At 45.9% G+C, this 15,908-nt stretch carries 8 protein-coding genes; 2 read left to right on the top strand and 6 right to left on the bottom strand.

Annotated elements, in window-relative coordinates; translation table 11 throughout:
* Positions 1 to 20 precede the first annotated feature (20 nt).
* The 6 genes from NIAKO_RS13805 to NIAKO_RS13780 all read right to left on the bottom strand — a co-directional run bounded on the left by NIAKO_RS13805 (position 21) and on the right by NIAKO_RS13780 (position 13,018).
* Entirely contained in the window at positions 21 to 2,435 is a 2,415-nt protein-coding gene (locus NIAKO_RS13805; RefSeq protein ID WP_014219060.1) for a glycoside hydrolase family 2 TIM barrel-domain containing protein, read from the bottom strand.
* Positions 2,435 to 4,129: a RagB/SusD family nutrient uptake outer membrane protein gene (locus NIAKO_RS13800; RefSeq protein WP_014219059.1), complete on the bottom strand. Its 1,695-nt coding sequence runs from the start codon at positions 4,127 to 4,129 to the stop codon at positions 2,435 to 2,437. The genes NIAKO_RS13805 and NIAKO_RS13800 overlap by 1 nt, the downstream gene beginning before the upstream one ends.
* Before the next feature lie 18 nt (positions 4,130 to 4,147).
* Positions 4,148 to 7,255 carry a SusC/RagA family TonB-linked outer membrane protein gene (locus NIAKO_RS13795; protein ID WP_014219058.1) on the bottom strand — a complete coding sequence of 1,036 codons (3,108 nt, stop codon included), beginning with the start codon at positions 7,253 to 7,255 and terminating at the stop codon, positions 4,148 to 4,150.
* 254 nt (positions 7,256 to 7,509) lie between these two features.
* Entirely contained in the window at positions 7,510 to 11,571 is a 4,062-nt protein-coding gene (locus NIAKO_RS13790) for a two-component regulator propeller domain-containing protein (protein WP_014219056.1), read from the bottom strand.
* Positions 11,572 to 11,600: 29 nt separating this feature from the next.
* The gene (locus tag NIAKO_RS36705) at positions 11,601 to 12,080 is read right to left on the bottom strand and encodes a hypothetical protein (RefSeq protein WP_014219055.1); all 480 of its coding nucleotides are present in this window, start codon (positions 12,078 to 12,080) and stop codon (positions 11,601 to 11,603) included.
* 11 nt (positions 12,081 to 12,091) lie between these two features.
* A complete protein-coding gene (locus NIAKO_RS13780) occupies positions 12,092 to 13,018 on the bottom strand; it encodes a heme-binding domain-containing protein (protein WP_014219054.1) in 927 nt (308 codons plus the stop codon).
* Between the two features lie 290 nt (positions 13,019 to 13,308).
* On the opposite strand from NIAKO_RS13780, the gene NIAKO_RS13775 reads away from it, so the two are divergent.
* Positions 13,309 to 14,301, top strand: coding sequence for a LytTR family DNA-binding domain-containing protein (locus tag NIAKO_RS13775; RefSeq protein ID WP_207622451.1), 993 nt, complete (start codon positions 13,309 to 13,311; stop codon positions 14,299 to 14,301).
* Between the two features lie 752 nt (positions 14,302 to 15,053).
* Positions 15,054 to 15,749, top strand: coding sequence for a hypothetical protein (locus NIAKO_RS13770; protein WP_014219051.1), 696 nt, complete (start codon positions 15,054 to 15,056; stop codon positions 15,747 to 15,749).
* Positions 15,750 to 15,908: the final 159 nt, after the last annotated feature.

Raw genomic sequence — 15,908 nt, 5'->3', positions numbered from 1 at the left:
AGAAAATACCCCGTTTTTCATCAATTAAACTTTAATAGTATTGGTTCAAGCCCCGGCGATTCCAGTTTCACTTCATACTTTTCTTTGTCTGACTTTTGTAATACATATACGATCAGGGCGCCGTGTTTTGCCTTTCTGGTAGCCGCATGGTAATCACTCACGTCATTGGCATCGCTGTTTTCTATTCCTTTCAACGTGGCAGCACCCGTAATGCTTACAGTTATGGGGTTTTCTGCGGGATATACTTTTTGTCCTTTTTCATCGGTGATGGTTACCTCTATTTGTTTTAACCGGTCAGCCCTTTGATAAAACAGTGGCTCTTTGCCTTGTTCCTTGTATACATTGGCTTTGATAGCGGTTGCTTTGCCTGTAGTATTCAACATGTATTGTGCTACCTGTTTTCCATCCTGGTATCCTTTTACCACCAGTTCGCCCGGATGGTATATGGTGTTCCAGAACAGGATCCGGTTGCGGGCATCGGCCAGGGTTCTTTTACCTAATGATTGTCCGTTTAAAAACAATTCAGCTTCCCCGCAATTGGTAAAACAGTTCACCCTGATAGAATCGCCATCGGTACCGTCCCAAACCGGTGCAGCCTGTTTATGGCTCCAGATGCCATTGTCTTCCGATTTGGGTATGGGAGCCGTACCCATATAGATCATCGGTTCTTTTGTCCAGATGCTTTGGCGGAAATAGTATTCCGGTTTGGGAAAACCGCCGAGGTCTAACAGGCCGGCCTGGTTGCTGCGATTGGGCCACGTGCCTGCTTCGCCCAGGTAATCAATGCCCGTCCACAGGAATTGTCCGGCTATATACGGGTTGTTCTCTACCGCATCCCAGGCGCTGAGGCGCATACCATTCTCACTGTCGTATATGACGCGATTGGGATATTGCTGGTGATCGGCTGCATAGCGGTATTCCTGGTAGTTATACCCTACAATATCCAGGTTGGTTGGATAGCTGGTAGTGTTCGACATCACTACGCCAGCCAGCGCGGCTGTTACAGGCCGCGTGGTATCGTATTGTTTGGCTACCTGTACCAGGTGTCGCGAAATTTCACCCAGGCGGGCAGCTGGCGGATGATCGGGCAACGCCCCCCGGCCATAAATCTGGGGATTGTTACCGGTGTTCAGGATCTCGTGCGTATAGGGATCATTGGGATAATCTATTTCATTGCCAATGCTCCACATAATAATAGAAGGGTGGTTGCGGTTGCGCAGGATCATATCACGCAGATCGCGGTCGCTCCATTCTTTAAAATAAGTATGGTACCCATCTTTGCCCGGCGTTCCGTTGTTCCAGCCCCGGATCCATTTGTTTTTGCCTGCTTCCCATTCGTCAAAAGCTTCGTCCATTACAACAAAACCCAATTCGTCGCACAGCCGGTATAAATAATCGGCATGCGGGTTATGGCTCAGGCGTAAGGCATTACAACCGCCTTCCTTTAAGGTATGTAATCGTCTTACCCACACTTCTTCCGGCACGGCAACACCTAACACGCCAGCGTCGTCGTGAATGCATACGCCTTGTATTTTGGTGGGTTCGCCATTCAGGAAAAATCCTTTATTGGCATCGAACCGGATGGAACGGATCCCTACTTCGGAATCCCATTCATCTATCTTTTTACCTTCCAACAAAAGCGTCACCTTTAACATGTAGGTGTTTGGGTGATCGATACTCCATAATGCCGGGTTGGAAACGGTAAATGAACAATCGCCAACAGCTGTTGCATTGGGCGCAACGGTTATTATTTTTTGTGATTTACCTGCCGTATCCATACGCGTATTAATGAGGCTGTACATTACTGTGACCTTTTTGTTTGCATTTGTGCCGTTGGTCACAGTTGCTTTTACATTCACAGCGGCACTGGTGATTGACACTACCGGGGTGCTGAATGCCACGCCCCATTGATTAATGTGCACCGGGTCTTTGGCAATCAGGTATACATTGCGATAAATGCCGGAACCGGTGTACCATCTTGAATCGGCAAAATCGGTATGGTCAACTTTTACGGCAATGGTATTGTTGCCAGGTACCAGGTATTGCGTAAGCTCGTACTGAAACGGAATGAACCCGTTTGGACGTTTGCCTAAATAATGTCCATTGATCCATACCTCGCTGTTCTTGTACACGCCATCGAAATAAATGGAAACCTGTTTTCCTTTCCATTCCGGTTCAAACGAAAAAGTTTTGCGATACCAGCCAATGCCACCGGGTGAATAACCGGTACCGCTGGCCCATTCTTTACTGAACGGGCCCTCGATGCCCCAGTCGTGTGGTACACTCAGCGTACGCCAGCTGGCATCATTAAAGGCAGGCTTTTCTGCACCCGGCACATCGCCTTTATAAAAATGCCAGTCTGCATTGAAATTTTGCTGGGCACGAAGGAGTACCGGCATCCACATCAATAAAACCAAAAAATAAGTCCGTTTCATTAGTAACCGCTGTTTTGTGTAATTTTATTATTGCTGGCCTGGATTTCGGTGCGTGGTATAGGCAGCCAGTAATTTTTAGTCTCAAAATGACGGCCATCGAGCGCCACTTTTGTTGTATAGGTAAACGTGCTTCCACTTTTAGTAACGGTGATCCCACCTGCAGGTTTGTTTTCTGTTACATCGGCGATCTTCCATCTTCTTACATCATAAAAACGATGTTCTTCAAAAGCCAGTTCAACCCGGCGTTCGTATTGAATAGCAGTACGCATTTGTGTTTGTGTTAATCCGGCCGGCAGGGCAGGCATGCCCACACTGGGTCGTTGCCTGATTAAATTGATCGCGGTACGGGCCGACAGGGTTGATCCGGAAGGTACTACATCTGCGCCATATACTTCATTGGCCGCTTCGGCGAAGTTCAGCAATATTTCCGCATAGCGGATATAGAACCAGGGTTGAAAACCTGCATTGCCCCAGGGATTCTGCAGTGGATAGGCATCGTTCATGTACTTCTTCAGGTAATAACCGGTTTTGGAAGTATTCCAGTTGTCGGGACCATCCTTACTGTCTTTACCACCGGGTGTAAATGTTTCAATGGTATTGCCACGATAGGTGGCGCCATTGTATAAAATGGTTGCATAAAAACGTTTGTCGCGCGCAACGTAGGGATTGTTGGCATCATAACCCGAAGCAGGATCGGTAATGGGTTTGCCATTGTCCATCTCGTAATCATCAACCAGGTTTTGCAAGGGCAGGTTGCCACCCCAGCCACCATAACCATTAGGGCCATTGGCTATTTCCAGGTGGGTGTGATTGGCGTTCTTTGTATACAGGCGTTCAAAGATCCCTTCGCCGTTGTCGTTGGTGAGGAACAGGTTCGCATACCCGCCGGTGTACAGGTTGTATTTGTTCAAACTAATTACTGCCTGGGCGGCGGTAACTGCTGCCTGCCAGGTACCGGTGCCATACAGCGGACTGGCTGCATATAACAACAGTCTTGATTTCAGGGCCAGTGCGGCGCCTTTGGTAGCGCGGCCCAGTAACCAGCCATCACCGTTGTCCAGTGGCAATCCATTGGCAGCATCATCCAGTTGGGCCACGGCATAATCGATGGATTCTTTCAGCGATGCTCGTTTAAAAAAGGCATCGTCCTGTAAATTATCGGTGAGGTTATAAGCGGAATCGCCCATTAATATTACCCCGCCATAATTCCTGATAAGGTCCTGGTAGCGGAAGGCGCGGATGAATTTCAGCTCGGCCAGTAAACGGGCTCTGTGGTCCGCGGCCATTTTTACATTGGTAATATTACTGATGGCAAAGTTACAGTCCCTGATTCCGCGATAGCTGCGTCCCCAGATGGTGCCGGCAATACCGGTATTTTCCGGCGCCAGTAACCCTTTTTGCACCAGCCAGGTATTATCGTCGTTGTTGTAAATAGATTCATCGGTGAGCGAGCTCCACATGGCGTATTCAAAACCACGGCCAAAACCGGGATTGGTGCCATCACCTTCTTTATCCTGTAAACGGATGCCTACATAGCGGCCAACCACATAATCTTCAAACAGCGATGAGTCGGCCAGGATGTATTCCTGCGAAAGCCTGTCGGTAGGCTGAACAGCAAGAAAGTCTTTTTTGCAGGAAGTAACAACTGATACAGATAAAGCAGTATAAAATATATTTCGAAAGATGGTCTTCATTGTTTGGCGGTTTACTGTTTAAAATTGTAAGGCTACCCCAAGGTTTACGATGCGTTGCTGCGGATAGAACTGTCCACTGTAATTGGTACCTTCCGGATCGTAATCTTTTACTTTGGTAATGGTGAACAGGTTAAAGGCGCTCAGGTATACCCGCAGGGATTGCATTTTCATTTTAGATAGGGCAGGGCCGGTTACATTATAACCCAGCTCTACGTTTTTCAACCGCAGGAACGAAGCATTGTTCAACCAGAAAGTACTTGGGTACAATCCGCCGTTTACAGAGGCAGACGTGCGGGTATCAACGCGGGGATAACTGCCGTTGGGGTTGGAAGGGCTCCATCGGTTATCGGCCCAGCTGCTGTAAAAATTGCCCACCGTGCCCGATTCGGGCAGCACGAACTGGCTTACATGTGTTTGACCGGCGAATACTACGGAGATATCAAACGATTTGTAATCGGCGTTTAACAAAATGCCATAAGTCATCTCGGGAATGTTGCCATATTTTGATCTTACCTGGTCATCGGCGGTGATCTTACCATCGTTGTTATAGTCCTGCAATATCAGGTCACCGGGTTGTGCGCCGCTCAGGTGCGGGTATTTGGCAATTTCGTCGGTAGAGTGGAAAATGCCGGCTGCATTGTATAGTAAATAAGTATTTAACGGCCTGCCTGTTTGTTTTTGATACGACAATACCGCCGGTGCTTCATCTATGAACACGATCTTGCTTTTGGCATAAGTGAAGTTACCGCTCACGCCATAATGAAATTTTCCTTTGCGGTTGTTGTAACCCAGGGTGGCTTCCAGGCCATTGCTGTTCACCTTTCCAATGTTTTCAGAAGGCACCAGCGGATCCGAACCATATGGATTTACAATACCGGTTACATTAGGAATAGAGGCGTTGCGCGCAGCCAGGATGTTTGATCGTTGCTGACGGAAATAAATAAATTCAAAATTGATGTCGTTGAACACTACACCTTCCAGGGCGATATCGGTTTTGCGGGCTTCTTCCCAGTGAATTTGTTTATTGGCCAGTTTGGTAAGATCAATGGCCGGCGATATGCCGGGTCCCAGCACCACCTGCGTATTGAAGCTGTAATTGTTGAGGTACTGGAACAGCGCTACATTGTCATTACCCAGCACACCATAAGAGCCCCGTACTTTTAAGTCATTTATAAACGAAACATCGTGCAGGAACGACTCGTTGGAAATGCGCCAGCCTGCAGAGAAAGAAGGAAAATAACCATACTGGTTACCTGCCGGGAAGGTGGAGGAACCATCGATACGCAGCTGCGCATCGAACAGGTATTTTTCTGCATAATTGTAAGACAGTTTGCCGAGGTAACTTTTACGGGTATAGTGATAGCTGTTACCCGCATTATCACGATCGGTAGCTGCTGTTCCGCCCTGTGATAATTCAGGGGTTTGCGGCGTTGGGAAATTGATGCGGGCAGCGCCAAAAGAATCGCGTTTAAGCTCCGATTGTTCGTAACCAACAAAGGCATTGAAATTATGAGGGCCAAAGCTGTTGGCATAATTCACCTTGAAGTTGGTGGTAAGCTGGGTTTGGTTTTTCTGGCCTTCGTTCAGGGACGCGGCATTGTTGTTGCCACCCACGATCCTTGAATTATAGGTATCGGTTGTTTTATTGTAAGAATATAATAAGTAAGGCGTAGCGAATGATTTGTAGAAATACCACGATCTATCTACGGCAGCAAACGCATCAACCGATAATCCTTTTATGGCTGAAATATTATAACTGCCTTTTAAAATGCCATTGAATACCTGACCGGGATTTCTGTTAATACCACCTGCACTGGTTGCCATCATGGCCGGGTTGTTGCCTTCAATACCGGCAGAGGGCAGGCCATTGGGGTAGAAGGCCGGAACGGTTGAATAAGCGCGATAGATGGAACGGAAAATATCACCTGAGGAGGACGTTGGGAACTGGCGGTCTTCTTCGCGGCCCGATAAATACAGGCTTACTTTGAAATCTTTGGTGATGTTGGCATCGATGTTCGAACGAAAACTATACTGGTTGTATTTGTTGGCGCCATTCTTATACAAACCATTCTGGCCAAGTATTCCGGTGCTCAGGTAATAACGAACATTGTCAGACCCGCCTGCTACAGATACATTGGCCTGGTCCTGTCCGGTTGAATTTTTCAACGTGGCTTTTGCCCAATCGGTATTGGGATAATTCAATGGGTCTGACCCATCGGCAAACTTTTGTATTTCAGCAGCAGAATACTGCTGGTTCATCCCGCCTGCCGGGTTGTTGTAATAAGCAATTTCATTGCTGATGGCAGCATATGTTTTTGCATCGGCCATCCTGGGCAAACGGGTGGGGGAAGAGAACCCATGATTATAGTTTGCTGAAATGGAAGGTTTGCCGGTGCGGCCGCGTTTGGTAGTAACGAGAATTACGCCATTTGCGGCGCGGCTGCCGTAAATAGCGGCAGAAGCGTCTTTTAGTACCGAAATGCTTTCAATGTCATTGGGGTTCAAACGTTCTAACCCGCCAATTTGACCCGGTACGCCATCTACCACCACCAGTACATCATTATTACCGGTAGTAGCCAGTCCGCGAACGGTAATGCCCGATCCATCATAACCGGGTTCGCCACTGCGGTTGTTGAGAATAACCCCCGAGAAACGGCCGGCCAGCGAGTTGGATACATTCGCCTGCGGGCTTTTAACCAGGTCGGCGCCTTTTACCACCGATATGGAGCCGGTGAGCGTGGCTTTCTTTTGGGTATTGTAACCAATCACAATTACCTCCGACATGCTGTTGTTAGCCGGTGTTAAAGTGATCTCCATATTGCCACCGGTTACAGCCATTTCCTGGGCTTTATAATTTACATGGGTAAAAACCAGGATGGCGTTTTCTGGCGCCAGGATGGTGAACTTACCATTCACATCGGTGGAGGTGGTGGTTTGGGTGCCTTTTACCGCTACCGTTACGCCGGGCAGGGGACCATCGCCGCTGAGCACCCGGCCTGTTACCGCCGTTTGCGCAAAAAGCGACAGATTGGTTAACAATAAAAAGGCCAGGAGAAAAAGTGGTGGGGCGATCCTGTAAAATGGGTAACAGGCTGCCCTGAATGTCAGTTGCAGAAATTGTCTCATACGAACAAGCTCGTTAGGTTAATTAATAGTTCCCAGCTGGTATTTGGGTCCATATAGTTGTAAATACCAACTGTCTACTCATGCAAAGTAGGCCCCATACAGGGGGGAGAAAGGGGGGTATTTCCTAAAAAGAAGGGGGTAAATTAGGGATTTATAGGAAGGTTTTCGTGTTAGGTGTTGCTTTTGTGGTCTGAAGTTGCAGGGCAGAGGGATCTCTGCCCTCTGGTTGATAGCGTTGATAAAGGATTAACAGGTTAACTTTTAATAACATTATACTCCCTGTTAAACGAATGCCTGTACTTCTTAATGTATTCCGACGGCGTCATATGAAACACTTTCACAAATTGCTCGCGGAAGTACCGCACGTCATTGATGCCTACCTGGAAGGCAGCCTGCCGGATGTTCATGTTCTCGGTTAACATTAGTACGGCCGCTCTTCTAAGTCTTATCGAGCGGATAAAAGCGTTCAGCGATTGCCCCGAAATGGATTTTACTTTATTGTACAGGGCGGGGTGACTCATCCCCATGGCCTGGGAGAATTTCTTGATGGTAAAATCTTCGGTATCTATATTCTGTTCAATTACCGCAATACATTTTCGTAAAAATTCCTGGTATTCGGCCGGTACTTTGGAGTTTGTTTCTTTCAGGGTGATGCTGTCAAAAAAGAACCGCTGTAACAGGTTCCGGTTGCGCAAGATCGTTTCCACTTTGGCCAGCAACAGGGTTTTGTCAAAGGGCTTGGTAATATAATCGTCGGCCCCGCCTTCAATGCCTTTTAATTTTATCTCGCTGGCAGTAGATGCCGTTAACAGGATAACCGGGATGTGCCCCAGCAGGTCGCTCTGTTTTAATTTAGCGCAGAGTTCAATGCCGTCCATGCCCTGCATATGAATATCGCTGATGATGAGATCGGGGACCTGTTGCAACGCCAGTTTGTACCCGTCGTTCCCGTTGTTGGCAACAAACACCAGGTAGTTGGGTGCAAAGATCTGTTGCAGGTAATGCGTGATCTCGGGATTGTCGTCAATCAGCAGGATTGACCTGTTTTTTGTAACTACTTCTTCCGCTTGTTTGCCTTCCTGTTTTATGGGTTTGATGACCGGCTCTTCTTCCGGTTGCTGAATGGCGCCGGCAGCCAGTTCCTGCAGCAGGTTGTTTTGTTCGCCGGGCGTATTGGCAATAAATTCACAGTTCGCAGGCAGGTGTGCGGTTCCCTTATACAAAGTAATGGTAAAAGTGGTGCCCTGGTCGGGTATGCTGTTACAAATAACGGTACCCTTATGGCTTTCGATAAACTGTTTAACCAGGAAGAGCCCGATGCCAAATCCCGACTGCCGTTTACCATGATGGGCCTGTTGAAATTTTTCAAAGATGCGTGCGCTGTCTGTGGCATCAATACCACAACCCGTATCGCGGATACTCAGTTCCACCGCGTTATTTGTCTCTTCTACGCTGAATTCGATCATTCCATTTTCGGGGGTGAACTTGAATGCATTGGAAAGCAGGTTGAACAGCGCGATCTCTATTTTTTCATAATCGGCATAAATGGTCAGTTCTGTGGTAGCCGGTGAAAACTGGTAATGAATGTTTTTTGTACGGGCCTGGTGAATAAAACACTGGTATACTTCATCACATAATTGAATGATATTGATAGGAGAGATCTTGCAGGAGTCCGACCCGTTATCGGCCTTTCTGAAAAGCAATAATTGATCAACCAGGCTCAGTAACCGGCGGGCATTGCGATAGGCGGTCTTCAGATCGTTACGCGGTTCATTGTTCAATGCTTCCTTTACCGGGTTTATAATAAGTGACAGCGGCGTTCTGAACTCATGTGAGATATTGGTAAAAAAGGACAGCTTTTTTTCCATCAGCTCTTTTTCCTTTTCATTCTCCACATGCGCCAGCTTTATTTCGTACCGTAACCGTTCCTGGGTCCGGGTATAACGAATGTAGATGTAAATGGCGCCTGCAAAAGCAAGGGCATAAAGTAAGTAAGCCCACGAGGTACGGTACCAGGGTGGCAATACAATGATCTTCAGTAATTGGGTTTCGTGGCCCCAGGTACCATCGGGATCCATGATCTTTACTTTAAACAGGTAGGTGCCTTCCTGCAAACGGGAGTAATTGGCCGTTCTGATGTGATTTACATAGTTCCAGTCTTTATCCCAACCCAGCAAAAAATAAGCGTAATTGATCTTGTCGGCCCCGCAGTATTCCAGCGCCAGAAAATCGAGCGACAAAACCGCCCGCTCAAAAGGAATGGTGATTTGGTCTATTTTGTCGAGCGTTCTCGCGGTTACGCTGGGGTCGCTTCCTTCAGCTATGGTGTTATTTATTTTAAGCCCGGTTAAATAAATGGCCGGTTGTTCAGTTTCATCTTTTACACTATCGGGGTAAAAAATATTAAACCCTTTGATGCCGCCGAATAAAAATTCACCCGATGATAAAGCCAGGCCGGCATTAAAGCTGAACTGGTTGCTTTGTAACCCGTCTGAATGGGAAAAATTACGGGCTGTTTTTGTTTGTGGGTTAAACCGGCACAGACCATTATAGGTACTTAACCATAAGTTGCCCGCATCATCTTCAAGCATTCTGAGAATGGTATTGCCGGGCAACCCATTGGCGGTGGTAAAACGTTTGTATTGCCCTGTTTTACGATCGAACAATAACAAGCCGCCGTCCTGCGTGCCGATCCAGAAATTATGGTGGCGGTCTTCATGGATGCAACGCAGGGTATAACCGATGTTGTAATGCGTGTGTTGTTTGCGATCGCGATCTATATGAATAAGGGTGGAGTAATTACCGCCCCAGAAGCCACCCTGCCGGTCTTCGGCCAGGCATTGCAAATTGGTGATGGTGTTATCAAATAATTCAAAACGGTCCTTTTGACGGTTCAACAGGTACAGACTGCCTTCATTGGTGGCGCTGGCCCATAACCTGTTTTGTGCATCCTGGTATAACAGCCATACGTTGTTTTCTTTTTCATGGGTTACAGGATTGTAACAATCGTACCGGCTGAACGTGCCGCTTAGCCGGTTAAAACGATTGATGGCGCCCAGCCAGGTGCTCACCCATATTTCTTTGTTGTAATCTTTTACAATACTGGTGATAAAATTGCTGCTGATGGCGTTTTTGCCGTTATTGGGAATGTATTGGCTGAACTCATTTTTTTGCCGGTTCCAATACCGCAGGCCCGCGCCATCGGTACCGATCCATACATTGTGTTTTTCATCTTCACAAAACGACATAATGAAATTGCTGACGAGGTTGTCGTTTCCCGGCGGATTATACGTGATGTGCGCAAAAGAACTTGTTTTGGACTCCATTATATTGATGCCGCCGCGCAACGTACCGATCCATTTACGGCCATCGGCATCTTCATAAATAGCATAAACCGCATTGCTGTTCACAACAGGTTTGCCCGCTGAAGTTACATACGGCGCCGCTTTGGAGGCGCCGGGTGGCAATACCAGCAGGCCATTGCCATCAGAACCGATCCAGCCTTGCTGCTGTTTATCGAAGTACAGGTTTACGACTTTGCTTTGTGTGGGAAGATAGTTGGTTGAATATTGGTTAGTAGTGGTATTAAATTGGAATAATCCGCTCTCGTTCCCCAGCCAGACATTGCCCGCTTTGTCGAGCTTTAAACAATTGCCTTGTTTGAGCTGACTGCTCACCACCCGCAATTGTTTTTTATTCGGGTCGTATTTACATAAGCCCACCTGTTGAACAAACAGCCATACGGTATTGCGGGCGCTGTCGTATTCAATAGCGGTTACATCATAATTGGCATCTGTGATATTATCATGCTGCAATGGTATTTGCTCACCGGGGGTTGATCTGTTTTTAAATACCAATAAGCCATTTTGCTGGGAACCGATGAGCATGAATGCTGCTGCCGCCTGGATTGTATGAACATTGTCCTGTACATAATGCCGGGTGGCCTTGTTCCAGCTTTGGTATTGAAGGCGGGAAAATGCCGAGCGCACCGGGTCAAATACACAGGCGCCCTTGAGGCCGCCTACCCAAATGTTATTGGCGGCATCGCCCCTGATGGTGTAAATGGTATTGTTATTTAAGGAGGTACTGTCGCCAATGACGTTCCGGAAAATCCTGAATCCATACCCATCATAGCGGTTAAGCCCGTCATAGGTGCCGAACCACAGGAAGCCTTTATAATCCTGGTAAATAGTAGTAACGACGTTGTTCGACAAACCCTGGTCGATACCTAAATATCTTACCGGATAATTATCGGCAAACAGGCGTATGGCAAGCGTGAGCAATAAGGAAAGTATGGCAGTGACTCTGTAACTCATGTGATCCCCCTTTCAGTAATCGTTAGAACTTAAAAGTAGGGAGAAATCGCCAATCTTTGTTCAACGATGCTTGCAATTCTTCCGGGGTCTGGTTGCATGTTGGACCTCCGCAAGGGGCGGCCTTCATACAACTCATACACAGCGGGGCTGTTAGAAGTGTAAAAAATACGTTCAATAGATTGTATTTCCTTCGGGATCCTGGCGCCGAACCAAACAGAGTCGGCTTTTTGTTTCCAGGTTACCTGGTACAAAACAGCGCCCGGTGGAAATTTTTTATCACCATGTGTAGTGGCATATTCCACGGCTATTTTGTTTGCATACAGTGTAGACATTGTGCTGTCTTTTGTATTGACCGAAACAGTCAGTACTTTTTCCAGTAATGGATTTTCAGGGAGCGTATCCGTTGCCATAAAGGATGCGCCCTGGTTAAGGTTTATTTTTTTATCACCATCCTTACAGGCCGTAACCAAAAATAATGGGGCAATTATAACGATCAGGTATTTTTTCATGATAGTGGTGCTTACTTTGAATGTACAAATGAATACAGGTCCAGTGGTGCGGTAAAAACATAGTCATTGTTTGCTACAGGTTGGTGGCAACTGGTGCATTCTTTGGTAAAGCTGGCATCTTTGCCATAAGGTTGCAGGTCCATTCCTTTCCAGCGGGCCCAGCCCCAGCCATCTGTAGCGGCATATTTTTTCGCATCTTTTACCATGAATTCTACCTGAATAAATTGCCCGGTGCGCGCAATGCCATCCTTTCCTATGTCTTCCTGCCAGGCGGCTTTTACCAATATAGCGCCATCGGGGAATGGATTTATTTGCTTGTTCTTAATGGCATTTACGGCAATATCATTCCCATAAATAATGCGCATGGAACCATTGTCGAACCGGTCAGAGGTGCTTATGGCCGTCCAGTTATACCAATTCTGATCACATACGACGCCACTGGGGGAGGGCGGGGGACTGGGCAGTTTTTTGTTGAAAGTTAATTCGGCGGCGCTATCACTGATCTTTCTCGGCGTACGGCTTATTAAATAAGCTTTTATTATTTCCAACTCATCCGGTTTCAGTTTGGCATCCGGATGCACCATTGTGTAGGACGGTAGGGGCATTTCGTTACTAAGGGTTTTGTTCAAAGCATAATACAGGGTGGCGTTTTGCTTTGCTGTTGGCAGCGCATCGAAATTGGCGAAGTTGAACGCTGCCCGGCCGGCTTTGATATGGGAGGCCACCAAAAAATTGGCAGGAGTTAATTTATCGTACCAGCGAAGATTGGTTTCAGAAGAGTGGCAATCGTAACAGGACCTTCGTAAAAGGTCATTGACTTCTTTGGGAACATGGGTAAGGTCGTTTGCTTTTGTGCTTGGGATACTGGGCCTGAAAAGCTGCATCAATCCAAACACGGTGGCTAAAATTATAATGGCCAGATAAATTTTCCTTTTCATGAAGTTGTTTTTAGAAAATAAATTGCAGTTTCAAAGCTATTGGAAATCAAAGCGTAAAGGCATCTGTAGGGTGCGAAAGGGAGAAATGGTACGGGAAGCCGAATAGCGCCGGATAAGGCGGAACGACTTTTTGCATCAAACAGCTAATTTAGCAAGCGACCATCAATATGAACAAGATCAAAGTCTACATTTATTCTTTTTTGGGCATCGGCCTAATTGTACTGCTGATAAGTATTATCTCTTTCAAATATATTTATACTTCGGCGAAGACACAACTTTGGAAAAGTAAAATGGAATCCGGCCAGCGGGAATGCCGGGAAATTGGCAAACTGCTGGAGCAACAACTGCAAAATGGAGTACCCCCATCAAAATTGATAGATCAACTACAACAAAGTATTGTTAATACCGATGCACAAAGCGAATTTGTTTGTATGTATAACAGGGGTGGGATCGAGCTTTGTCATCCCAATCCTGCTTTGATCGGGCAAAAGATTAACGATTATAATTCGAAATTCTTCAGCAATAAGGACGCCAGTCCGGTTCCGTTTAATAAGGTACTGCAAGCCGGCCAGGCAAATAGCGGCACCAGAAGTTTTCCGGCAGAGATGCACCGAAGTTCTCAGATCGTAAATGTTTATCCGGTACAGGGAACTGATTGGATGGTGGCGGCCCATGCCAATACAGAAGTTATTCAGGAAGAGTTTAGTGATCTGTATAAGCAGTTTGTTATTGTGATCCTGATAATGGCCATACTGATCATTGGTGGCTGTTACCTGCTGGTTAGAATGATTTATGGTAAGTATGAAAAAAAAGCTGAGGCAGAGATTCAACAGCTTGATTCAAAAGTGAATGAACTCACTGCGCTGAATAAACAATTATTACTTAGCCAGGAAAAACTGCAGGAACAAGCCGCTGTAAATATTCCGGTTGCTGAACCGGTCAATTACCGGAAGCGGATTGTTACTTACCAGAAGGATGAAATGATAACGCTGGATGTAGAAGACATTGCTTTATTCTATTTAGCGGAGGCTACTGTGTTTATTAAAACATTTCTCAATATACAATATACAACCAATCTCAGCCTGGATGAATTGATGCGGCAATTGGATAATACTGTTTTTTATAGGGCAAACAGACAGTTTGTTATTAACATCAATTCTATAAAAACTATTCAGGTCTATGGCAATAACCAGCTTCGGCTGGTTATAAAACCTGAAGCTCCCGAGGATATTGTGATTAGTAAAAACAAGGTGGCTGAGTTTAAAAAATGGCTGGATAGGTAGCGTACAGGCGCCTTTTATTCCTGCGGCATAATGTTCACATAAACATCTTCCACAATGCCGTCGATGCGGTTCGTCTCAAAAATCCTGAACGATGGCTACAGCGTACCGGGGCATTCTGGAAAGTGAGCATATATTTCGTACAGTGATAATCGTTCCGCAGGGAATTTCTATACCAGGTAAAAATGATTGTCTCTAGCTCCTGTATTTCCATACAGGAGTTTTTTATTATAAAAAGGTTAACAAATATGCGCACGTGTATTTGGAATTGTCAATTTAAAACGATTACATTCCGCCGCATGTATATTATTATATGATGCAACCCTGGGAAGGAAATTTCGCTCTTATTATAAAATTATTCTACTCAACTGTTGTTTAATTAAACTGATTAGTGTAATTTTGACAATTATAAATGCTTGCCATCCCTGATAATCAAATCCCCCGATTGCAGGACCACAGAGATCAGATTGCCACCAGAAATTTCACTTGCTGCCGAAAATTTTACTAACATCTACCAAATGCTTGTCAACTCTATTGCCAGAACGATGAGTTGCCCATTTTTACAACAACTTTAAACAGTTGTTTGCCCCCTAGCTGCCTGGAAAAGAAGGAGCAAATCCTTTATAAACGTACAATTAGCGAAGCTTAAGCCCGGAGGAAAAAATGAATGGACGCATATATGCGGCTGTAATGGCCGGCGTATGCGCACCAAAAGGTAAACCATTGTATTCTATAAAACTATAATAAAAAACGCAATGAAACTTAGAATCCTGCTCCCTGTAATGGCATTAACTACTGGTATTGTTATTTTTTCTTGTTCTAAAAAAGATACGCAGACCGCACCTGCCGGCGATACAATTCTGTCTACTTATTATCCAGGCACCAGCATGGAAGTAAAAGAGTTGTCAATCCGCACAAAGAATGGCGCTATCACTGATCCTGCAGTGATCCAGGACTTCATTAACAGAAATGTTTCTGCAGATTCAAGAGCCAGCTTCTTTGTTGGTATGACTTCAGTTCCTGTTCCTGCATCAACCCAGGCATTAAGCTTTTTGAACGATAACCGCGTAAACGTGAATGGTGTTAATATGGAGATCACCAGTGTTAAAGATTCTGTGATGCTGGTTAGCGAATACACTTCAACTCCTTTCCCAACTTATGCAACTTCATGTGGCGCGTTATTAAGTCAGATACCTCAATATACCGCAGCTTACGCATGCCCTACTGCTGATTGCGCTACCTACCGCAGATCATATCCTTTGATCATGAGCGGCGCAAGCTATTATGCTCCTTTGTTAACTTATGCAGCGGTTACCAAAGATTGTTCTATAACTGCCTCTGAGATCCCTGCGATCAATACAGTGAATCCCGACCTGAATTCACTGCTGAAAGATGGTGATTCAGTACTGGTGCAGTTTGTGAAAATTCCTTTGACAAAGAAAGTAGACTAGAATCAGACATAACTAAAAGCTGCCGCAACAAATTGTTGCCGGCAGCTTTTGTATTTTTAAGCGAAAGTGACAGTTGTTTTTCTTGCGGTAACTGATGGGAGATGTTGTTTTTACGCACAGTAATTATACGTTTACATACAAAAATACGGCGTTCACCCC

This window comes from Niastella koreensis GR20-10, assembly GCF_000246855.1.
In the GTDB taxonomy this organism is placed as follows: Bacteria; Bacteroidota; Bacteroidia; order Chitinophagales; family Chitinophagaceae; genus Niastella; species Niastella koreensis.
Note: the sequence above shows the minus strand (reverse complement) of the source record. Positions and strands in the feature narration are given on the sequence as shown.